Genomic DNA, 21564 nt, shown 5'->3' on the forward strand with positions numbered 1-21564 from the left:
CCCACGTCGCGTCCCCTGACCGCCACCACCACGAACGGAACCCCATGCCCACCGACGTCCTCACGGCGACCCTCGGCGCACCCATCCGCCCCGGGCTCCCCGATGGTGTCCGTCTGCATCCACTCGACGCCGGCGACGCCGATGCCCTGGCCGCCGTGTACCTCGAGTCCTACCCACCCGGGGTCGCGGCGTCGGATCTGGCGGACGCCCGACGCGAGATGGCGGCGACCTTCCGGGGTGAGTACGGGACCGTGCGCACCGATGCCAGCGTGAGCGCCTGGCACGAGGCCACACTCGTCGGGGCGATCATGGTCGTCGACCGCTCGATCTGGGACGCGTGGCTGGCGGGGCCGTTCATCATCGATCTGTTCGTCTCCCCTGCCCACCGCGGACTCGCCATCGGCCGGGCGCTCGTCACCCACGCCATCGGCGCCTGCACCGACGCCGGCGACCCGACGCTCAGCCTGCGGTTCGGCGCGGGCACCTCGGCGGCGGCCATGGCGATCTACCGGGAACTGGGTTTCCTGCCACGACAGGGGTGACGTCACCCCCGGGATTCGACCCGTTCCGGCGCGCCCCGCCGCCCCACCTCCGGCGCAGCCACCGATCATGGGAGGCGACGACGAGGGTGCCGGGGTAGTCGTCGAAGGAGTCCTCCAGGGCCGTGACGAGATCCAGCGAGAAGTGGTTCGTCGGCTCGTCGAGCAGAAGGATCTGCGGTGGCCGGGCCAGGAGGACCGCCAGGGCCAGCCGCCGTTGCTGCCGGACGCTGAGCTCGCCCACCGGGCGGTTCTGGTCGCGCGCGGCGATGAGCCCGAAGGTCGTCAGCGGCGAGCTCTGGGCAAGATCCTCGCCGACGAGGTCGGCGTACGACTCCGATACGCCCAGCCCTGACGCGCACCATGACAGGCGCCACAACCCCGAGGCGCTTTGCCCCACACTGAAACTCACACTCGCAGACGTGCACCGAGACTCCAAAACTCCAAGTGTGAGTTGTAGTCTGACGGCATGGAGTGGAGCGACGACCAACTGCGCCAGACCCTTGCCGATCTGCGCGCCCGTCGCGGCGACACGACGCTCATCGAGGTCAAGCATGCCTCCGGCGGTGTCCCGAAGGTGTCGGACACCCTCTGCGCTTTCGCCAACATGCCCGACGGGGGCACCATCCTCCTCGGGATCGACGAGGCACACGGCCGATTCGACGTGGTCGGCGTCAAGGACGTAGCTGCGGTCGAAGCCGGAATCGCCGGGCAGGCTCGGGACGCCGTCCAACCCTCTCCACATCTGGAGTTCCAGACTCTCACCATCGATGGCACACCGGTCGAGATCGTCCATGTCTCACCCTTGCGCATCGCTGACAAGCCGGCTCGCGTCGGGGACAGGGCCTTCCTGAGGCAGGCCGATGGCGACTACCCCATGCAGCTCCACGAGTTGCGCATGCTCGAGGTCGCCAAGCTCCATGTCGACGAGCAGATCGACTACGACCTGGCCCCGGCGACCGGCCGCCGGATGGAGGATCTGGAACCCGACCTCGTCACGGCCTACCTGACGGCGGTGCGCGCCCACGACGGACGGCTGCGTCACCATGCCGATGAACAGATCCTCCGCATGACGAACGTCCTCAGCGCATCCGGGGAACCGACTCTGGCAGGGTTGTACGCCCTGGGCGAGTATCCCCAGGGCCAATACCCAGCGCTCACCGTGACAGCGGCTGTCCAACTGCCGGGGGGCGAGGGCCAGGCTCGAAATCGCAATCTCCAGGACTTCACCGGGCCACTTCCGGTGCTCCTGTCCGACCTCATCGCGTGGGTCGAACGCAACCTCGACTCCGTGCGACGATACCGGCCGGACGGGCACATGGAGGCGGTGCCCGAGCTACCCCTCAATGCCGTCCGCGAACTCATCTCGAACGCTCTCGTCCACCGCGATCTCGGCCCCAACACCTTGGGGCTCGGCAAGCAGATCCAGATCCGGCTCACCCCGTCCTGCCTCTTCATCCAGAACCCGGGCGGCCTGCGCGGCGTCTCCCTGGCCCAGCTGGAAAGCGTCGAGCACGCCCAGGCCGCCGTGAACCAGCGTCTCTACCAGATCGCCAAGAGACTGCGGACTGCCGATGGTGCCTCGGTCATCGAGGGAGAGGGCGGAGGAATTCGCGAAGTGTTCCACTCCACGGCGGCACGCGGACTTCCACGGCCCCAACTCATCGACACGGGTGTGCAGTTCAAGGCACTTCTGTGGCGGTCCCGCGAGGACGTCGTCGAGCCGCCTGCGCCACAACCGTCGTCACCGACCCCGATCCGCCAGCGTCCCGATCCGAGTCCGGCGAACGCCACCCGGAACGTGGAGCGTGTCCTCGGGGCGCTTCGAGCCGACGATGACCTGACGATCCACGACCTCGTCAGGAACACCGGCCTGACGATCGGCCAGGTGCGTTATGCCCTGAGAGCGCCGCTTGCCGAGGGGATCGTCGTCATGGCAGGTGGTCAGGGTGTGCGATCGACGACGTACCGGATCACCCCACACTGAAACTCAAACTCGCAGACGTGCAACAACACTTCAAAAGTTGACGTGTGAGTTTGACGTCCCTCTACACGAGGGCCGACGCCACCACCGTCGTCCCGACGACTGCGGCCAGCAGGACGACGCCCCACAGGTCGGCCATCCCGAACCGGGACTCCCGAGCCCAGGTACGCCGCGAGGCGTGGGAGAACCCGCGCGAGTCCATGGCCCGCGAGAGCACCTCCGCCGAGCGCAGGGCGTCGAGCACCATGGCCAGGGTCATCGAGGAGGCGTAGTGCCACCACGTGCCCGGCGTCGCCCGGACCCCGGTGCCGCGAGGGCCGAGGCCACGCAGTGTCCGCACGTCTCCCGACACCCCCCAGGTACGGCGCATCTGGCCGACCCGGATGAGACCGGCCACCGAGGCGACGACCGGGCGCGCCGGCAGGTGTGCCCGCTGGCCGAGGGCGTCCCCCAGTCTCGTCGGGTCGAGGGCGCACGAGGTCATGGCACCGGGCAGGACGAAGACGAGGATGCGCATGGCCTGCCGCGCTGCCTCCCGCCACACGACCGGGTCGACAGAGCCCCGGAGGATCCCGCTGATCCTGCCGTGGAGCAGCAGGGTCGTCCACGCCAGGACCAGCGCCGCGAAGGCCACCGGTAGCACCCGGGTGAGCCCCTGCCGCCAGCTGCGGCAACACAGCAGCGCCAGGACCAGCGACGGCACGAGCCCGATGAGGCCGACGACCGGTGAGGTCACCCATCCCGAGGCGACCATGCCACCGAACCCGACCCCCAGGAGGGTGAGCGGGTTGAGGTGACGCTGGGCCCACGGGGCCCGCGGGGGCGTCACCTCAGGGTCCGGACGACGGTGCCCGGCCAGATCGACGACCTCGTCCGCCAGCGACATGACGAGCGGGTCATGGGTGGCGACGACGACCGCCACCCCGCGTCCTGCGGCCTCGGCCACCGCCCCGAGCACCGAGCCGACGAGGTCGGCGTCGAGCCCGACGGTCGGCTCGTCGAGGATGAGCAGGTCGGGTCGCTGGGCCAGGGCCGCGGCGATCGCCAACCGCCGCTTCTCCCCGCCCGAGAGGGTCATGGGGTGGCTGTCGGCACGCGCGTCCAGTCCGAACTCGGCGAGGCTGACCGCCCCCGCCTCGGCCGCGTCACCGGCGGGTCCGAAGTCTGCTGGTCTTGGGCCGTCCCTGTGGGGGGCCTGGGCGAAGGGCGAGGCCTCGAGTTCCTCGCGCACGGTCCGCGCCAGCAGGTAGTGCTCCGGATTCTGCGGCACCCAGGCCACCCGGCCCGGCTCCGGGCGCGGCCGTCCCGACCAGCTCACGGTGCCACCGGCCGGCCGGTCGAGCCCGGACAGCACCCGCAGCAGGGTCGACTTTCCGGTTCCCGAAGGGCCGGTGAGGGCGGTGATCGACCCGGCTCGCAGCTGCAGGTCGAGGTGGTCCAGGAGCGTCCCGGACCGGTCGGGCCGCGACACGGTGAGGTCCACGGCGGCCACGACGACCTCCCCGCTCACGGTCTCGCGGGACGGCACGACCGGGCCACGCGCACGCTCCAGGTACTCCGCCATGGGGACGACGGCGTCGACCCTGCCGGCGTCGAGGACGACGACCCGGTCGAGGATGCCCTCCCAGCGTTGCGGATGGTGGTCGACGACGACGAGGGTGCGCCCGGCAGCGGCTTTGACGACGGCGCCGCGGACGGCGTCGGCGGTGGCCTCGTCGAGCATCGACACCGGCTCGTCGAGCAGGACAAGGTTCGGGTCACAGGCCAGCACCCCGGCCAGGACGAGCCGCTGCATCTGCCCTCCGGACAGGTCGAGGGCACCGTGGTCGAGGTCGACCGCCAGGCCCACCTCACGCTGCCGGTCGACGACGATCGGCCAGATGTCCGGGCGTGGCACGCACGAGTTCTCCGGCCCGAAGGCGGTGTCCCGACCACAGCCCTCCGCGACGACGGCGTGGGCCGGCTCCTGCTGGAGCAGGCCGATGCTCGTGCCGGCTCCCTCGACGGTGCCCGACAGATCGTAGGTCTCCTCGTCGAGGAGTCCTCCGAGGGCGTGGAGGAGGGTCGTCTTGCCCGCCCCGGAGGGCCCCGCCAGGAGCACCCGGGAGCCCGGCTCGAGGTCGAGGTCGACCGGCCCGAGGATGGGCGAGTCGGCCCCGGGCGGGGTCACGGTGAGCCCACGGACCTGCACGCCCAGGCGCGTCGGCGTCGTCGTCATCGGGTGGGCCCGGCGACCGTCCTGGACCGCTCACGGCCCACCGGGAAGGGGTTGAGGGCTCCGGCATTGGCCAGGGCCACGACGATGGCATGACCGACGAGGCCGCCGAGGACCGCCCCCGAGATGAGACAGAAGATGACGAAGGCGACGGTGTCACCGGCGCGGAACACCGGGTAGTAGGCGATCCGCTCGTACACCGACTCGAAGGCCGCTGCCAGCACGCCGCCGATCATGGCGACCCTCACCCCACCACGTCGGTAGGCGAAGAGGGCGAGCGCGACCTCGACGCCGAGCCCCTGGAGCACCCCGGAGATGAGCGTTCCGTAGACCCACTGACCGCCCAGGAGGGCCTCGATGGTGGCGGCGAGCAACTCGGCCAGCAGGGCCGCGCCGGGCTTGCGGACGACGAGCCCGGCGACGATGCCGGCCAGCAGCCACAGCCCCATGTACAGCCCCTCGAGGGGCACGTAGACGTCCATGATCGGCTGCAGTGCGTTGAAGAGGGCTCCCAGCCCCAGGAAGATGACGCCGAAGGCGACGGCGATCATGACGGGCGTGACGATGTCGATGGTGCGGTAACGGGACCGGCTGGCCATGGTTGTCCTTCCACGGTGAGGAAGGGGTGCGCTCGCGCGCGAAAGAGGTTCCCGACTCCCTACGCCGGTATTGCCCGGTTCAGGTTCGAGGGTCTGGGCGGTGCCCACTCTCAGCATCCGGTGATGCTCCCCTGTCGTTCCTCCCATCGTAGGACGACCGAACCCCGACGTCACCTCGGACGAGGTGCCCGGGCGGCGCCTGCTCCGGGAGCAGGTGCCCGGGGACGGGTCAGCCGGCGTCGGACCCCGTCAGGGCGGCGAGGGCCTTCTCGTCGACGATGAATCGGGCCAGGCAGGCCTTCGGCTCCCCCGGCACCGGGGCGAACCGGACGCCGACGCAGCCCATCCCGGTGCGCTCGATCGTCCGGCCGACGAAACCCTCGCGCAGGGCGCTCGCGAGCTCGTCCTGTCGACCCCCGGGGGAGAACGGCAGGGCGTGGAGGATGAGCGTCGTCGGCTCCTGGGGGTGCTGCTCGGCGGCCATGCCGAAGTTCGTGAGGAAGAGCCGAATCTTCACCATGTGCTCGGACATCTGGAAGCCCGGGGTGATGCGTCCCTCGTGGCTGGGCACCTTGACGAGGTCCAGGGCGTCGTCGGCCAGGAAGGTGCCGAGCTGTCGGGCCCGACCCACCGGGTCCGAGCTCGTGGCACGCAGGAAGGCGTAGAGGGCCCGGACCTGGTGGCGCATGATGTCCGCCGGGGTGGCGGCCCCCTCGCGCAGCCGGGCGACGAACCCCCACGCCGGGCGGCCGGGACCCTTGACCGGCATCCGCAGACGCTCGATGAGTCCGGACGCCAAGAGGGCGTCCACCGACTCCCGGATGGAATTGGCGTGCAGGCCCGTGATCCGGGTGAGATCGAGGATCGTCACCGGTGCGGACTCGGCACAGACGCGGTCGAACATGGCCTGTTGGGCCGGCGTGAGGCGCGCGAAGACCCCGAGCGCCTCGGCCAGGCCGATCGCGCCCTCCGACTCGACGGTATGTGCCGCCATCATCACACTCCCGTCAGGTCGGGATCGACCGGACCGACGACCTGTGCTCCACGACGGCGATTCACAGGTCCTCACCTAGTTGAATGCTGAAGTTCCGGAGCATCCTCACCCGTTCCATGGCATCCCCCGACGGTGGACCCCCGACACACCGACACGCACGGCCACCCGTGCTCCGTCCCCTCACGACGGACGTCACGAACTGGCGTCATGATGGAGTCCCACCCATCAGGAGGTCACCATGGACGAGGTCACCGACAACCCCGAGCAGTCACGATACGAGGTCCACGTCGACGGTCGACTCGCGGGGTTCCTCGAGTACCGACGCGAGGGGGACGTCGTCCGTCTCCCCCACACCGAAATATGCCCTGACTACGCCGGGCGCGGCCTGGCCGGCCGTCTCGTGTCGCATGCCCTGGACGAGTTCGCCGCAGCCGGGGACACGGTCCGACCGGAGTGCTCGTTCGTCGCCGGGTGGCTCGAGCGCCATCCGGACCACCCGGTCGCGCGCGCCTGAGAATCATCCACGCCGGGCGCCCGGTCAGTCCCGCAGGGCAGATCCCGCGGCCCCCGTCGTATCATTTCGATGATCCGATCATCGAAAAGGAGTCGACGTGCCCACCGCTGCCATGAGTTCGCACGCCACCGGGCGCCTCCCGGGGCGGTCATGGCTCATCGTCGGGGCCGGGTTCGCCCTCCTCGCGGGACTGGACGGGGCCCTCGTCCTGCTCGGCGTGTGGTCGCCGCTCGACAGCGCCCGACTGTCGACCTGGCACGGGCCGCTCATGGTGCTGGGGTTCATCGGGACCGTCATCACCCTCGAGCGCGCCGTCGCCCTGGGCCGACCCACCGGGTACCTCGTGCCTGCGTGTTCGGGGCTCGGTGCCGTCGCCCTGGCGACGCCGACCCCTACCCGGATCGGACCGGCGCTGCTCACCGTCGCGCAGGTCGGGCTGCTGGCGATCTACGTGCCGCTGTGGCGACGCAACCGGGACGACGCCACCGTCATCCAGCTGGCCGGGGCCCTGTGCTCGACCGGGGCCGCAGCCCTGCTCACCGTCGGGTGGGACCCCTCCCAGGTCGTCGGCTGGCTCGCGTCCTCGATGATCCTCACCATCATCGGTGAACGCCTCGAGCTGTCCCGGCTCACCATGGTGCGCAATCGCGTCCTGCCCGCCCTGTCGGCCGCCCTCGTGGCCTCCCTCGTCATCTCGGTGGTGCGCCCGGGTCTCGGCTGGCGCCTCCTCGGCGCCGTCCTCGTCGTCCTGGCGCTCTGGTTGCTGCGCCGTGACATCGCTCGCGCCGGGCTGCGCCGGGGCGGCCAGGCCGCGTTCATCGGCGGGATGCTCATGGTCGGCTACCTGTGGCTGGCGGTGGCCGGCACGGTGTGGCTCCTGGCCGGACCGCTCAGCCCCGGACGGGGGTACGACGCCGCCGTCCACGCCGTCTTCCTCGGCTTCACCATGGGCATGGTCCTGGGCCACGTGACGATCATCCTGCCGGCCGTCCTGCGCGCCCGGATGGACTGGACCCCGTGGTTCTGGGTGCCGGCCGTGCTCCTCGAGGGGTCCCTCGTCACGCGCATCGGGGTGGGGGACGCCCTGGGCCGATCCGGCGCGGTCCGGGCCGGCGGCGTCGTCAACGTCCTCAGCCTGCTCACCCTCGTCATCGTCATCGTCTGTCACGTGCGACCCAGGAGGACCCGTGCCTGAGATCACCCACCCCGACCCCTCCGGCACCCCGGTCGCCCGACCCGACGCCGGATCGGCCCAGGGCNGCCGCCGCCCGATGTCGCGGCCGGTCCGTCGAGGGCCCGGCCGACGGCCACGGCGCCCAGGGCTGCTCCCAGACCAGCCACGGACTCGACGAAGGCGCGGCGTCCCGACCGGTGTCGATCTGGTTGACCCTGCTGATCGTCGTCGGCATCGCGTCCCACTGGGTGCCGCAGAGCCGCTGGTTGCTCGTCCACATGGTCACCCTGGGGGTGGCGACGACGTCGATCCTCGTGTGGGGCCAGTACTTCACCGAGGCCATCCTCCACACCAAGCTAGGCCCGGCCGACCGACGCCGTCAGGTGACGCGGATCTGGTCGCTGCAGGCCGGCATCCTGGCGTGCTGCCTCGGGATGGTCGGGTCGTGGCCGTGGGTCGTCGTCGCCGGGGCCACCGTCGTCGCCCTGGCGATGGCCTGGTACGCGATCGACCTGGGGCGTCAGGTGCACCACGCCCTGCCCGGCCGGTTCGACGCCACCGTGCGGTTCTACTGCGCCGCCGCCTGTCTGCTGCCGGTGGGGGCGAGCCTCGGGGCGATCATGGCCTTCTCCCCCACCGAACCGTGGCGCTCGCGGCTGCTGCTGGCCCACCAGGGGCTCAACCTCCTGGGATTCGTCGGGATGACGGTCGTCGGCACCCTCGTCACCCTGTGGCCGACGGTGCTGCGCACCCCCATGGAACCGCGTCAGGACCGACACGGACGGGTCGCCCTGTGGATCCTCGTCGGCGCGGTGGTCGCCACGACCGCCGGGGCCCTGGCCGGATGGTGGTGGCTCGGGGCGATCGGGGTGATGGCGCAGATCGTCGGGGTGTGCGTCATCGGCGCCGACCTCGTCGCCTGCGCCCTCCGCAAGCCCCCGCGCGACTACCCCGGGTACGCGATGGGGGCGGCCGTCGTGTGGTTCGTCGTCTGGCTGCTGTGGCTCGAGTGGACGATCCTCACCCGGCGGTCCGGGCTCATCGCCGACGACCTCACCGCACTGTCCGTGCCGGTCATCGTCGGCTTCCTGCTGCAGTTGTTGCTCGGCGCGATGAGTTACCTCATGCCCATGGTCATGGGCGGCGGACCGTCGATCGTCCGGGTGACGAATGCGCGGATGCACGCCTTCGGGGCGCTGCGGGCCGTACTCACCAACGCCGGCCTGCTCATCTGGGTGCTCGGCACCGGGTCGGCGATGCGGACCGCGGGGATGGTGCTGGCCGCGGTGGGACTGGCGGGCTTCCTGCCGGCGACCTTCGCCATGGTCCGGGCGGGCGTCCCGCTGCTCAAGGAGCGGGGGCGCCAGCTGGCGGCACGCCAGGCCGGGTCGGCGTCGGACGCCGGCCGGTCCGCGTCAGCCGAAGCCACGGCGGCACAGTCCACTGCGGCCCGGGCGCCCGGGACCCGGGTCACGGCAGCACCGTCCACTGCGGCCCGACCTGCTCCGGCCAAGCCCTCACCAGCCGGGACCGCACCGTCGGGACGCCGCGCCTTCGTCGAGTCCGTGGCTGGTCTGGGAGCAGCCCTGGGCGCCGTGGCCGTCGGCCGGGCCCTCGACGGACCGGCCGCGACATCGGGCGGCGGCTCCGGCGTCGTCGCCCCGACCGGGCACACGACGAGGGTCGCGGTGACCATGCACGACATGCGATTCCACCCCGGCACCATCGACGTCCCAGCCGGGGATCGGCTCGTCGTCACCCTGACCAACACCGACCCGACCCAGGTGCACGACCTCCAGTTCGCCAGCGGTGCCCACTCGCCTCGTCTGTCCCCCCGCCAGCACGCCACCGTCGACGCCGGAGTCATCAGCGCCCCCACGCAGGGGTGGTGCACCATCGTCGGGCACCGGTCGATGGGCATGGTGCTCCAGGTCAACGTCAATGGCGCGTCGTCGACGACGACATCGACGACGACGTCGAACCCGCGGCGTCACATCGACCTCACCCGGGCTCCCGGATCCGGGTTCGTCACCCGCGATGCGGTCCTGCCGACGCTGCTGCCCGGACGCACCCACCCGCTCACCCTCACCGTCCGTGAAGCCGTCCAGGAGGTGGCCCCCGGAGCGACGATTCGGGCCATGACCTACGACGGACGGGTCATGGGGCCGGTCATCCATGCCCGGATCGGCGACACCATGAAGGTCCACCTCGTCAACGACGGGTCGATGGGCCACTCCATCGACTTCCACGCGGGGATGGTCTCGCCGACGCCCAACATGCGCACCATCGCCCCCGGCCAGGCCCTCGACTACGAGTTCACCCTCAACCACGCCGGGATCTGGCTCTACCACTGCTCGACGATGCCCATGAGCGCGCACATCGCCGCCGGCATGTTCGGCGCCCTCGTCGTGCCGCCGCGCGACCTGCCATCGGTCGACCGCCAGTACGTCCTCGTCCAGTCGGAGGCCTATCTGGCGGCGGCCAACGGCAAGGAGGTCGACACCGACAAGATCGCGAACGAGACCCCCGACCTCACGATGTTCAACGGCCACGCCAACCAGTACGTCTTCGCCCCGCTCAAGGCCCGGGTCGGGGAGCGGGTGCGGATCTGGGTGCTCGCCGCCGGGCCGAGCCGCGGCATCAGCTTCCACGTCGTGGGCACCCAGTTCGACACGGTGTACAAGGAGGGGGCGTATGTGCTGCGTCGCGACAACCCCGAGGGAGGCGGGGCCCAGGCCCTCGACCTGGCCAGCTGCCAGGGCGGGTTCGTCGAGATGACCTTCACCGAACCGGGCCGCTACACCTTCGTCAACCACTCCTTCGTCGAGATGGAGCGCGGGGCGCGCGGGTTCATCGAGGTGACGTCATGAGCCTCACCGATCCGGGCCGCGGTGACCGCTCCAGCCAGGTCGTCGAGGCACTGAGACGCCGCGGCGGGGAGGCGACCTCGGCGCAGATCGCCGAGGACCTGCACCTGCACGCCTCCACCGCCAGGTTCCACCTCGACCACCTGGTCGCCGAGGGCCGCGTCCGGACCCGCCGGGAACAGCGCACGACGCGGGGTCGACCGCGCACCATCTTCCAGATCGTCGCTGACCCGGACGATGGGCCGCGGTCCTACCGGGTGCTCGCCGACATCCTCGTGGGGGCGGTGGCCCAGGCCGACGACCCGGCCGAGGCCGGCCGTCGGGCAGGTGCCTCGTGGGGACGTAACCACGGCGGCGAGGTCGTCCCGGTGCTCGAGGAGATGGGTTTTGCCCCCGAGCAGGACGGCGAGGTCATCGCGCTGCGGCACTGCCCATTCATCGATCTGGCGGCTGGCCGTCCCGAGATCGTGTGCCCGGTGCACCAAGGTGTCGTCGAGGGGCTCGTCGGCCAGCCGGTCGTGCTCGAGGCGCACCCGGGGTCAACCTGCTACCTGCGCCCGGGCGAGGCCGGCCAGAATCCTGGGGCCGCCACCGATCGGTGAGACGGTCTGCGGGCAACCGTGGCGGTGCCGGCCGCAAAGGCGGTGCTGCGCACCGCCGCCACCGATAATACTGCCGCTTGCGGTTCTCAACTGCTGATGCTACGTTTCACGATATGAACTGCAGCAGAATCTTCCGTGCACCGGTGAGCGCTATCTCGCCCCAGTGCATGTGCTGCATGTGTTGTCACTGACCTCTGCCTGAGTCCAAGCCCCCTCGCGTCCCCACACGGACCGCGTCCGGGGCGCTCCCACCGTTGCAAGGGACACCTCCGTGGTCAGACTCATCCTCCGAAGGATCGCCAGCTGGTTCGTCATGATCGTCGTCGCGACGAACGTCACCTACCTGTTGGCCAGCTGGTTCCTCGACCCGCGCTCCAACTACCGCGACACGCGCCCGGCCCCCACTGAGGCCCGCATCGACCAAGCGCTGGCCCCCTACAACCTCGACCCGACGGTGCCGCTGGCGGTGCGCTGGTGGCACTGGATCACCGGCATCGTCACCCGATGGGACTGGGGCAGTTCACCGACCGGTTCGTCGGTGAACGCCGAGATCGGCTACCGCGCCCTCACCAGCGCCGAACTGGTCCTCCTGGCGTCCGTGCTGTCGGTCGTCATCGGCGTGGCCCTCGGGGTGGTCTCGGCACTGCACCAGTACCGTCCCTCCGACCGAATCCTTCAGGCGATGTCGGTGGTGCTCTACAACGTGCCGACCGTCGTCGCAGCCCTGCTGCTGGTGCTGGGCGCCATCAGGATCAACGACGCCGTCGGTCATCGGGTCTTCTTCGTCACCGGCGACTCTTCGCCCGACGTCACGGGGTTCCTGCCGACCCTCGGGGACCGCGTGGCGCATCTCATCTTACCGACCATCTGCCTGACGATCCTGGGGTACGTCGGCTACCACCTCACCCAGCGCTCGCTGCTGCTCGACACCATCAACGCCGACTTCGTGCGCACGGCCCGGGCGACTGGACTCACCCGCTCCCAGGCGGTGCGTCGTCACGCCCTTCGCGCCTCCCTCATCCCGACGGCCACGTCGGTGGCGTTCAGCATCCCCGCCATTTTCACCGGCGCTGTTCTCACCGAGTCGATCTTCGGGTGGCACGGCATGGGCGAGTACTTCTCGGTGACACTCAACCGCAACGACGTCCACGGCGTCGTCGCCGTCGCCGCCTTCGGGGCTCTCATGACGGCGATCGGCGCCATCCTCGCCGACATCGCCACGGCGTTCCTCGACCCGAGAGTGAGGTTGTGATGTCGATCCACACCCAGGATCCTGCGGAAATGTATGAGCAGCCCGCTGTGGAGGCCGACTTCACCGCGACGGTGCCCGCGCCCCTCGTCACGCCGGCCACCGACCGCCCCGATGAGGACGATCAGCCCTTCGTGCGCCTGGGACGACGCCGTCTCCTGGCGCGCCGGTTCCTCCAAAACCCGTCGGCCATCGCCGGCACGATCGTCTTCGCCCTCATCGTCCTGTTCGCCGCCTTCGGTGGGCTGGGGACGCAGTACCGCTACGACGAGCCCGACTTCCTCGCCCTCACCCAGCCCCCGGGCGGCGACCACGTCTTGGGGACGACGACCGGCGGCAACGACCTGCTGGCCGAGGTCGTCCACGCCTTGCAACGTTCCCTCATCATCGCCGTGACGGTCTCGGTGCTCACCATCGTTCTGGCGGCCCTCATCGGGGCGGCGGCCGCCTATGTCGGGGGATGGGTGGAGCGGGTCATTCTCGCCGTCATCCACTTCCTGCTCGTCGTGCCGTCCTTCCTCATCCTGGCTCTCGTGAGCTTCCGGGCCGGAGGCGACTGGCGAGCGCTCATCCTCGTCCTGTCGATCTTCGGGTGGATGGGCACCGCCCGCGTCATCTGGTCGGTCTCCACGAGTCTGCGCGAACGCGACTACGTACGGATGGCCGAGGTCATGGGCGTGTCGCCGTGGAACATCATCACCCGCCACATCATCCCCAACCTGGGCTCCCTGCTCGTCATCAACTTCACGCTGGGCATCGTCAGCACCATCCTCACCGCGACAGCTCCCAGTGGATGTCGACGGTCTCCTAGGGCAAGTTCGACGCGCTCATCTCGGGCAACCGCTCCACCGACCCGTACGGCTCCTACATGCTGCCGGGCTTCTACGGCTCCAAGAACGAATCGAACATCACCGGGGTCGGCAACGCTCAGATCGACAAGGAAATCGCCGCTGTCAACGCGATGTCCGACCCGGCCAAGCAGGTCAAGCAGGCCAATGAAGTCGAGACGAAGGCGCTGGCCCTCTACGGCCAACTGCCGCTGTTCAGCGGCCCGTCCACCTACGGCGTCAAGAAGGGGCTGGCCAACGTGGGGGCGACCCTGCTCTACACCCCGCTGCCAGAGACGGTCGGCTGGCAGAAGTGAGCCGCCATCGATGACCGCCACAGATCCCTGCGCCATGGCCGGAAGAGACGTTGGGCCCGGATCTTGGCGGTGCCGGCCGCAAAGGCGCTGCTGCGGACTGCTGCGCGGGAGCGCCTCGGGTGAGAATGGCTCAGTCGCCCAGGCTCGTGCCGACCTCCCGGGCAGCGCGCACCCACGGATGGTCGGCGGGCACGTACTTGACCTTCCCGGCGACGTCCTTGAGCGGCACCGTGTCGGTCCCGGTACCGCGGGCCGCCACCATGACGCCGAACTGGCCGTCGTGCACCAACTGCGCCCCGGCGGTCCCCAGCCTCGTGGCCAGCAGCCGGTCATGGGCGCACGGGGTGCCGCCGCGCTGGACGTAGCCGAGGATCGAGACCCGCGACTCCAACCCGGTGGCCTCCTCGAGTTCGATGGCGAGCTTGAGGGTGTTGTCGCGCATCGACTGTTCGAGGTCTCGCTTGGCCTTCTTCGCTGCGGCCCGGGTCTCGGTGGTGGCCGAGTCGACCAGGGCCTGGGCGCCGGACAGGGCCATGGAGTCGGCGTGGTTGCGAGCCCCCTCGGCCACCGCGATGACCGAGAAGTTGAGCCCGCTGGCCCGCCTCTTCTCGACCGCCTCGGCGATGGCCTCGAGCCGGTAGGGCACCTCGGGCAGGAGGATGATGTCGGCGCCGCCGGCGATGCCCGAGCCCAGGGCCAACCAGCCGGCACGGTGCCCCATGATCTCGGCGAGGATGATCCGGTGGTGTGAGTGCGCCGTCGAGTGCAGCCGGTCGATGGCGTCGGTGGCCACCTCGAGGGCCGTCGAGAAACCGAACGAGTCGTCGGTGCCGACGATGTCGTTGTCGATGGTCTTGGGCAGATGGAGGATGTTGAGCCCGGCCTTCTGCAGCTTGTAGGCGTTCTTGGCGCTGCCCCCGCCACCGATGGTCACCAGGGCGTCGAGCCCGAGCTTCTCGTAGTTCTCGACGATGGTGGGGACCATGTCGGTCTCCTGACCGTCGATCATCATGCGATTGACCTTGTCACGGCTGGTTCCCAGGATCGTGCCGCCGACGGTGAGGATGCCCGACATCGACCTCTGGTCGAGCTCGACCGTGTGGTTGAGCGCCAGGCCCAGGAAACCGTCGTGGAACCCGACGAGATCCATGCCGTACTCGCGGATCGCCGCCTTGCCGAATCCGCGGATGGCCGCGTTGAGGCCGGGGCAGTCACCACCGGCGGTGAGGATTCCGACCTTCTTGTTCTTGCCCATGGGACCTCCCTGTCGAGTGGCGCCATTGTCGCAGAACTCGCGGCGGGCCGGGACGGTTCCGGACCCCATTGGCCCTGCCGGGGGGATCGGTACCGACCCATGCCGAGGATCGATGTCGATGCACCCCTGTGCCCTTACGATGACCCCCGTGATGACGACCTGGGCGCTGGCCATCGGTCGACGACACACTCGTACCGGTACCGACGACGTCGCCGAACTCATCGGGCGCCTCAGCGCCCCCCTCACCCTGGTCGCCCCGGACGGCGTCGTCACCCGTCGCGACCCCAGCTGGCAGCGTCCGCCCGAGCACACCGACGTCGACCTCGTCACCGCGACGACGACCGAGGCGGCGACCCTCATGGCCGCCCTGTGGCAGATCCGCGAGCTCCAGAAGTGGTGGGTCGGCGTCGGGGCCGGCACTCCCGATCCGTCCGATGGACCCACTTCGGGGCCCGGCGCCTGCCAGGACTCGGCCCGGGCGCGTGCCCGCAGCGCCCTGGGACAGGCCCGTGCCGAGGGCCGGGTGGCCGTCGTCTGGCCGTGCGGGGCGCAGTCCTGTGCGCGGGTCAGACGTGCCGTCCAGGTGCTCCTCGACGCCTCCTCGGCGCTCACCCCACGTGCCCGGGCGGTCGCCGAGCTCTACGACCGTGGCATGACGACGGGTCAGGCTGCCCAGACCCTCGGGGTGAGCGGCCCGGCGGTGAGCCAACGGCTGCCCCGCCAGCACTGGGAGTACCTCGTCGACGTGCGGGCGCTGGCCGTCGACCTGGCCGCCGAGGCAGCGCGGGCCCGCGTCGAGACGTCCGGTCAGGAGGGGTCGGGCAGGGCCAGGTAGATCGTCTCGAGGAACTCCTCGAGGCCCTGGTACGACCCCTCACGCCCCAGACCGGACTCCTTGACGCCGCCGAACGGGGCTGCGGCGTTCGAGAAGACCCCGATGTTCACCCCGACCATGCCGGTCTCCAGATGTGCCCCCATCCGCTGGATGCGGTCGATGTCACGGGTGAAGACGTAGCCGGCCAGGCCGACAGGGACGGCGTTCGCCAGCTCGAGGGCCTCCTCCTCGGTGCCGAAGGTGAGGATCGGCGCCACCGGTCCGAAGATCTCGGTGGACAGGATGGACGCGTCGGCCGGGACATCGGCCAGCACCGTCGGCGGGTAGTAGTAGCCCGTGCCGTCGGGGATCCGGCCGCCGCAACGCAGCGTCGCACCGGCGTCGACGGCGTCGAGGACGAGTTGGTGCACCCGGTCACGGTCGTGCGCGGTGATGAGCGGTCCGACGTCGACACCGTCCGTGAGGCCGTCGCCGACGGTCTGGGCGCTCATGACGGCGACGAACTTGTCGGTGAACTCGGCGGCCACCGACTCGTGGACGAGGATGCGGTTGGCGCTGATGCACGCCTCACCCATGTTGCGCATCTTGGCGGCCAGGGCCCCCTCGACGGCGCCGTCGACGTCGGCGTCCTCGAAGACGATGAGCGGGGCGTTGCCGCCCAGTTCCATCGAGGTGCGCAGGACGTGGTCGGCGGCCTTCTTGAGCAGGCTGACGCCGACCGGGGTGGACCCGGTGAAGGACAGCTTGCGCAGGCGAGGATCGTCGAGGACGGCGTCGGTGACCGCATGGTCGCGCCCGGTGATGACATTGACGACGCCACCCGGCAGGCCGGCGTCGACGAGGGTGCGGGCGAAGAGAAGGGTGGTGAGCGGGGTCGCCGAGGCCGGCCGGATGACGACGGTGCAGCCGGCGGCCAGGGCCGGGGCGGTCTTGCGGGTGGCCATGGCCAGCGGGAAGTTCCAGGGGGTGATGAACAGGCACGGCCCCACGGGACGCTTGAGGACGAGCTGGCGCACCGTGCCCTCCGGCAGGACCCCGTAGTCCCCGCGGATGCGCACCGCCTCCTCGGAGAACCAGCGGACGAACTCGGCGCCATAGGTCACCTCGCCGTAGGACTGGGCCAGAGGCTTGCCCATCTCGAGGGTCATGAGCCGGGCGAAGTCGTCGCGACGCTCGATGATGAGGTCGAAGGCACGTCGCAGGATGCTCGAGCGTTCGCGGGGCGAGGTCGCCGCCCAGGCGTCCTGGGCCCGGACGGCTGCGTCGAGGGCCGCCAGCCCGTCGTCGACGGAGGCGTCGGCGATGGAGACGAGGGTCTGCTCGGTGGACGGGTCGGTGACCTCGAAGGTCCGGCCTCCGGCGGCGTCCACCCAGGAGCCGTCGATGAGGAGTTGTGTGGGCAGGTCGGCTGGAAGCGAGCGGTCGGTGGTCGTCATGGACCCCACGGTACGACGGTGGGGTGAGGGTTCGGGGAGGGTCACGTCACCCTCCTCCCACGGGAGGACCCACGAACCAGTCCACCGGACGATCCGCGACGACGTCCCCGACGACAACACTGCTTGCCATGACCACGATGAGTGCTGCACCACGAATGACCGCCCCCACCCCACCGACCCCGCGCCGGGCAGCCCTGCTCGCCCAGGGCCTCACGAAGTCCTACGGCCGCACCCGGGCCCTGGACGGCGTCGACCTGGCCATCCACGAGGGTGAGTCGGTCGCCGTCATGGGGCCGTCCGGGTCGGGCAAGACGACCCTGCTGCACTGCCTGTCCGGGATCATCGCCGCCGACGCCGGATCGGTGCGGATCGAGCTCGACCAGGGTCCACTGCGGGTGGAGTCCCTGGACGCCGAGGGCCGGGCCCGGCTGCGGCGCCAGCAGCTCGGGTTCGTCTTCCAGCAGGGCATGCTCGTGCCCGAGCTCACCGCCGTGGAGAATGTCGCCCTGCCGCTGCTGCTCAACGGCGTCGACCGCGTCGAGGCCGAACGGCACGCCGCGCGCTGGTTGGCGGCCATGGGGCTGGGTGGCCTGGAGGCCAGGCGCATCGGCCAGCTGTCCGGCGGCCAGGCCCAGCGCGTGGCCATCGCACGCGCCCAGTCCACCGACCCGGTCATCGTCTTCGCCGACGAGCCGACCGGCGCGCTCGACAGTGCCACGGCCTCCGACGTCATGTCGGCCCTGCTCGCGACGACGACCGGACGGCGTCGGACCCTCGTCGTCGTCACCCACGACCCGCGGGTCGCCGCCCGCTGCTCGCGGACGATCCACCTCGTCGACGGGCGGATCACCCACGACTCCTCCACCACCGACTCGCCCACCACCGAGGTGACCCGATGACCACCGCCCTGCCTGCGCCCCCGGCGCCACTGTCCACACCCGGTCGTCCCCGGCCACGCCGGGGCACCCTCCTCCACCTCTTCGCCGCACCCACCCTCGCCGACCGACGCTCCTGGCGCCTGCCCGTCGTGGCCTTCGCGGTCATCACGACGATCGTCCTCGACGTCATCGGCGGTGCCGCCATGTTCTGGCGGATGACCGGGGACATCGCACCCCTGTACCGGATGCTCTCGACCCTGGCGGTCATCCTCCTCGTCCTGCCCCTGGCCACCCTGGCGGTCTCGGCGACGAAGTTGTCGGCCCGACGCCGCGACGACCGGCTCGCGGCGCTTCGCCTCGTCGGAGCCAGCTCGGCGACCCTGCGCGGGCTCACCCTCGCCGAGTCCGGCGCCAACGCCTTCGCCGGCATCGTCCTGGGTCTGGTCGGCTACGGCCTCAGCCTGCCCCTGCTGGGGATGCTCCACTTCGGGGGTCACGCCATCGGGGGCACGAGTCTCCTGCTCGACGGCGTCGTGCTCCTGGGGGTCGTCGCCGCCCTCATGGCCCTGGCCCTCGTGAGCTCTGCCGTCGGACTGCGCCGCGTCGAGATCTCCCCTCTCGGCGTCCGGATGCGCCAGGAGGCGGCCGGGGTGTCCCGGTGGCGGGTCGTCATCGGTGCGGTGCTCCTCGTCGCAGCGGTCCTGGCGGCCCAGTCGGCGCGCCTGCTCCAGGTGAAGCTGGGGGCCATCGTCGGAGTGGCGGTGAGCCTGTCGGTCATCGCCACCGGGCTCATCATCGTCGACATCGTCGGGCCGCGTCTGCTGGCCCTCCACATGCGCCGTCGACTCCGCAGGTCACGCACCGCGGTCGACCTCGTCGCCGCACGGATGGTGCTCGAGTCACCACGAGCGGCCTGGCGTCAGGTCGCCGCCCTCGGCTCGGCGTGCTTCGTCGGTGTGGCCGGTGGATCGGGGGTCGCCCTCATGAAGATGGCATCGGCCCAGGCGACCGCGCAGGACCTGGCGCTCATCCACGACGTGCAGACCGGGATCATCCTCACCCTGGCCTTCGCCTTCGCCACGGTCGCCTGCTCGGTCGGGGTCAACCAGGCTGCGGCGGTGCTCGACCGCAGGGACGTCGAGGTCGGGCTGGACGTCGTCGGCATGACCCTGGGCCAGCAGGACGCCGCCCGACGCAAGGCCGTGCTGAGCCCCCTGTGGTTCGTCATGGCCGTCTCGGTGGGCAGCGCCGCCGTCGTCCTGGCTCCCCTGGTCGGGGCTGCGCTGCTCATGCAGCCGCTGACGATCCTCGTCACGGCGGCGGTCATGGCCCTGGGCGCCGGCCTCGTCATCGTGGGGCTGCGCGCGACGCGTCCGGTGCTCTCCTCGGTGCTCGGCGAGGGACTGGCGCGGGCCGAATGATCCACGCGCTCCCGCGCAGGGCCGAATGATCCACGCGCTCCCGCGCAGGGCCGAATGATCCACGCGCTCCCGCGCAGGGCCGAATGATCCACGCGCTCCCGCGCAGGGCCGAATCATCCACGCGCTCCCGCGCAGGGCCGAATGATCCACGCGCTCCGGCGCTGGGCCGAGCGAACCCGGTCTCACCCCAACTGGTACTTGGCCACGACCTTGTCGATGCACTCCTGGGCCATCGCGGCCTCGGGCATCTCGGCGAACACCCGCAGCAGCGGCTCGGTCCCGGAGAACCGGACGATGACCCAGCCGCCGTTGCGGAAGTACACCTTGACCCCGTCCAGGTCGCTCACGTGGTCGACCTCGAGGCCGAAGTCGGGAAGGTCCTTGTCGACGTGGATCTGTTGGGTGAGCTCGGCCTTGCGCTCGGGCGTGAACCCGAAGTCGTCCTCGACCATCTCGAGGCGCCCGTACCGCTCCTCGATGTCGGCATAGATCTGGGAGAGGCTGCGACCCTTGCGGGCGATCATCTCGACGAGCAGGCTGGCGGCGTACACCCCGTCCTTGCCCTGGATGTGCCCCTTGACGGTGAGGCCCCCGGAGGACTCACCGCCGATGACGGCGTCGGTCTCGGCCATCTTCGAGGAGATCCACTTGAACCCGACCGGCACCTCGTAGCACCTCTGGCCGTGGGCCTCGGCGACCCGGTCGAGCAGGTGGGTCGTCGCCAGGTTGCGGACCACCGGCCCGGTCCAGCCCTTCTCTTCCAGCAGGTAGGTGTACAGCAGCACGAGGACTTGGTTGGGGTGCAGGAAGCGTCCCTGGTCGTCGATGATCCCGAGCCGGTCGGCGTCCCCGTCGGTGGCGATGCCCAGGTCGGCGTGACGTTCGAGGACCTCCTGGGTGAGCGAGTGGAGGGTCTTCGAGTTCGGTGACGGCAGCCTCCCCCCGAAGAGGGTGTCGCGCCGCTCGTGGATGGTGTCGACGTCACAGCGGGCCGTCATGAGAATGGTCTGGAGGCAGGTCCGCGAGACCCCGAACATGGGGTCGAGGACGACCTTGAGATGGGCATGGCGGATGGCCTCGAGGTCGATCTGGTCGAGGATGGCGTCGATGTACCAGTTCATCGACGTCTGCACGGTGATGAGCCCGTCGTCCAGGGCCTTGTCGGCGGGCATCGAGCGCACCTGCTCGTCGGGGATCGCGTTGACGGCGTCCTGCAGGGACGCGGTGATCTCGACCTCGGCGTCGCGCCCGCCCTCGGTGAAGACCTTGATGCCGTTGTAGATGGCGGGGTTGTGCGACGCCGTCACGGCCAGCCCGTAGGCGCAGCCCTTGTCGCGCACCGTCCACATGATCATCGGGGTGGGAGCGGGACGGTCGATGAGGTGGACGTGGACGCCGTTGGCCGCCAGGGTCTGCGCTGCCCACCAGGCGAACTCGGGAGAGAGGAACCGTTGGTCGTACCCGATGACGACGGGCCGGTCGGCGACCTCCTCGTGCTGGATCCGCTCGGCCAGCCCCTGGGCGAGTCGGCACACATTGGCCTTGGTGAAGGTGTCGGCGATGACCGCGCGCCAACCGCCGGTCCCGAAAACGATCTGGTCAGCCATGGCTCCACGCTACGGCCGCCCGATCACACCGTCAGCGAATGATCACCGACCTCTGCTCGTTCGATCATGCTCGGTGAGCGAGGCCGCCCTGGCGTCGTGCGGCCCGACGCCGTGCCGGGTCGTCGTCGATGCCGGCCAGGGCGACGTGCCACACCTCGGACTGGTGCCGACGCCGCCGTGCAGCCACCCGCCCGGTGACCACCGAGGCACCGACGAGGATCCCGAGGACGACGAGGACGGACTTGCGCATG

The 21564-nt window shown here is 70.4% G+C and carries 18 protein-coding genes, 2 pseudogenes and 1 riboswitch; of the genes and pseudogenes, 12 read left to right on the forward strand and 8 right to left on the reverse strand.

Annotated features, from left to right (window positions below; genetic code table 11):
* The first annotated feature begins 44 nt into the window (after nucleotides 1–44).
* Nucleotides 45–542: a GNAT family N-acetyltransferase gene (locus tag E0E30_RS12165; protein ID WP_130866498.1), complete on the forward strand. Its 498-nt coding sequence runs from the start codon at nucleotides 45–47 to the stop codon at nucleotides 540–542.
* Here the strand turns inward: E0E30_RS12165 and E0E30_RS12170 are convergent.
* Nucleotides 460–1095 carry an ATP-binding cassette domain-containing protein gene (locus E0E30_RS12170; protein ID WP_130866499.1) on the reverse strand — a complete coding sequence of 212 codons (636 nt, stop codon included), beginning with the start codon at nucleotides 1093–1095 and terminating at the stop codon, nucleotides 460–462. The genes E0E30_RS12165 and E0E30_RS12170 overlap by 83 nt on opposite strands.
* Between E0E30_RS12170 and E0E30_RS12175 the strand changes: the two genes are divergently transcribed.
* Complete coding sequence (locus E0E30_RS12175) at nucleotides 1009–2526, forward strand: ATP-binding protein (RefSeq protein WP_130866500.1); 1518 nt, start codon at nucleotides 1009–1011, stop codon at nucleotides 2524–2526. The two genes, E0E30_RS12170 and E0E30_RS12175, sit on opposite strands and share 87 nt — an antisense overlap.
* A 61-nt stretch (nucleotides 2527–2587) precedes the next feature.
* Here the strand turns inward: E0E30_RS12175 and E0E30_RS12180 are convergent, their stop codons facing one another.
* The 3 genes from E0E30_RS12180 to E0E30_RS12190 all read right to left on the reverse strand — a co-directional run bounded on the left by E0E30_RS12180 (nucleotide 2588) and on the right by E0E30_RS12190 (nucleotide 6331).
* Nucleotides 2588–4741 carry an ATP-binding cassette domain-containing protein gene (locus E0E30_RS12180; protein WP_130866501.1) on the reverse strand — a complete coding sequence of 718 codons (2154 nt, stop codon included), beginning with the start codon at nucleotides 4739–4741 and terminating at the stop codon, nucleotides 2588–2590.
* Nucleotides 4738–5337, reverse strand: coding sequence for an ECF transporter S component (locus E0E30_RS12185; RefSeq protein WP_130866502.1), 600 nt, complete (start codon nucleotides 5335–5337; stop codon nucleotides 4738–4740). The genes E0E30_RS12180 and E0E30_RS12185 overlap by 4 nt, the downstream gene beginning before the upstream one ends.
* A 39-nt stretch (nucleotides 5338–5376) precedes the next feature.
* A riboswitch (TPP riboswitch) is annotated at nucleotides 5377–5480 on the reverse strand.
* Between the two features lie 86 nt (nucleotides 5481–5566).
* Nucleotides 5567–6331: a helix-turn-helix domain-containing protein gene (locus E0E30_RS12190; RefSeq protein WP_130866503.1), complete on the reverse strand. Its 765-nt coding sequence runs from the start codon at nucleotides 6329–6331 to the stop codon at nucleotides 5567–5569.
* Between the two features lie 235 nt (nucleotides 6332–6566).
* Between E0E30_RS12190 and E0E30_RS12195 the strand changes: the two are divergent.
* The 7 genes and pseudogenes from E0E30_RS12195 to E0E30_RS12225 form a co-directional block, all read left to right on the forward strand.
* Nucleotides 6567–6845 (forward strand): annotated as a pseudogene (locus E0E30_RS12195) (GNAT family N-acetyltransferase); the annotation flags it as partial.
* Nucleotides 6846–7002: 157 nt separating this feature from the next.
* Nucleotides 7003–8040, forward strand: coding sequence for a hypothetical protein (locus E0E30_RS12200; RefSeq protein WP_130866894.1), 1038 nt, complete (start codon nucleotides 7003–7005; stop codon nucleotides 8038–8040).
* A 257-nt stretch (nucleotides 8041–8297) separates the two neighbouring features.
* Nucleotides 8298–10889, forward strand: a complete 2592-nt coding sequence (locus E0E30_RS12205) for a multicopper oxidase domain-containing protein (RefSeq protein WP_245306687.1) — start codon at nucleotides 8298–8300, stop codon at nucleotides 10887–10889.
* Nucleotides 10886–11488, forward strand: coding sequence for a helix-turn-helix transcriptional regulator (locus E0E30_RS12210; RefSeq protein WP_130866505.1), 603 nt, complete (start codon nucleotides 10886–10888; stop codon nucleotides 11486–11488). The genes E0E30_RS12205 and E0E30_RS12210 overlap by 4 nt, the downstream gene beginning before the upstream one ends.
* A 271-nt stretch (nucleotides 11489–11759) precedes the next feature.
* Nucleotides 11760–12740: an ABC transporter permease gene (locus E0E30_RS12215; RefSeq protein ID WP_130866506.1), complete on the forward strand. Its 981-nt coding sequence runs from the start codon at nucleotides 11760–11762 to the stop codon at nucleotides 12738–12740.
* 29 nt (nucleotides 12741–12769) lie between these two features.
* Nucleotides 12770–13465: pseudogene (locus tag E0E30_RS12220) on the forward strand (ABC transporter permease); the annotation flags it as partial.
* 140 nt (nucleotides 13466–13605) lie between these two features.
* On the forward strand, nucleotides 13606–13881 hold the full coding sequence (locus E0E30_RS12225; RefSeq protein WP_210115826.1) for a hypothetical protein: 276 nt from the start codon (nucleotides 13606–13608) through the stop codon (nucleotides 13879–13881).
* A 130-nt stretch (nucleotides 13882–14011) separates the two neighbouring features.
* Here E0E30_RS12225 and E0E30_RS12230 read toward each other — a convergent pair whose 3' ends face one another.
* On the reverse strand, nucleotides 14012–15205 hold the full coding sequence (locus tag E0E30_RS12230) for a 6-phosphofructokinase (protein ID WP_411914004.1): 1194 nt from the start codon (nucleotides 15203–15205) through the stop codon (nucleotides 14012–14014).
* 82 nt (nucleotides 15206–15287) lie between these two features.
* Here E0E30_RS12230 and E0E30_RS12235 point away from each other — a divergent pair, with 82 nt between their 5' ends.
* A complete protein-coding gene (locus tag E0E30_RS12235) occupies nucleotides 15288–15971 on the forward strand; it encodes a hypothetical protein (protein WP_411914031.1) in 684 nt (227 codons plus the stop codon).
* Here the strand turns inward: E0E30_RS12235 and E0E30_RS12240 are convergent.
* Nucleotides 15944–17407 carry an NAD-dependent succinate-semialdehyde dehydrogenase gene (locus E0E30_RS12240; protein WP_130866509.1) on the reverse strand — a complete coding sequence of 488 codons (1464 nt, stop codon included), beginning with the start codon at nucleotides 17405–17407 and terminating at the stop codon, nucleotides 15944–15946. The genes E0E30_RS12235 and E0E30_RS12240 overlap by 28 nt on opposite strands.
* Nucleotides 17408–17562: 155 nt before the next feature.
* Between E0E30_RS12240 and E0E30_RS12245 the strand changes: the two genes are divergently transcribed.
* Together E0E30_RS12245 and E0E30_RS12250 are read left to right on the forward strand one after the other, a co-directional pair.
* Nucleotides 17563–18306: an ABC transporter ATP-binding protein gene (locus E0E30_RS12245; RefSeq protein ID WP_130866896.1), complete on the forward strand. Its 744-nt coding sequence runs from the start codon at nucleotides 17563–17565 to the stop codon at nucleotides 18304–18306.
* Nucleotides 18303–19706, forward strand: a complete 1404-nt coding sequence (locus tag E0E30_RS12250; protein ID WP_130866510.1) for an ABC transporter permease family protein — start codon at nucleotides 18303–18305, stop codon at nucleotides 19704–19706. The genes E0E30_RS12245 and E0E30_RS12250 overlap by 4 nt, the downstream gene beginning before the upstream one ends.
* Nucleotides 19707–19888: 182 nt before the next feature.
* Here the strand turns inward: E0E30_RS12250 and E0E30_RS12255 are convergent, their stop codons facing one another.
* On the reverse strand, nucleotides 19889–21313 hold the full coding sequence (locus tag E0E30_RS12255) for a phosphoglucomutase/phosphomannomutase family protein (RefSeq protein WP_130866511.1): 1425 nt from the start codon (nucleotides 21311–21313) through the stop codon (nucleotides 19889–19891).
* Between the two features lie 64 nt (nucleotides 21314–21377).
* Nucleotides 21378–21563 carry a hypothetical protein gene (locus E0E30_RS12260; protein ID WP_130866512.1) on the reverse strand — a complete coding sequence of 62 codons (186 nt, stop codon included), beginning with the start codon at nucleotides 21561–21563 and terminating at the stop codon, nucleotides 21378–21380.
* Between the last annotated feature and the right edge of the window lies 1 nt (nucleotide 21564).

The sequence above is a fragment of the Acidipropionibacterium timonense genome, assembly GCF_900605005.1.
Taxonomy (GTDB): domain Bacteria; phylum Actinomycetota; class Actinomycetes; order Propionibacteriales; family Propionibacteriaceae; genus Cutibacterium; species Cutibacterium timonense.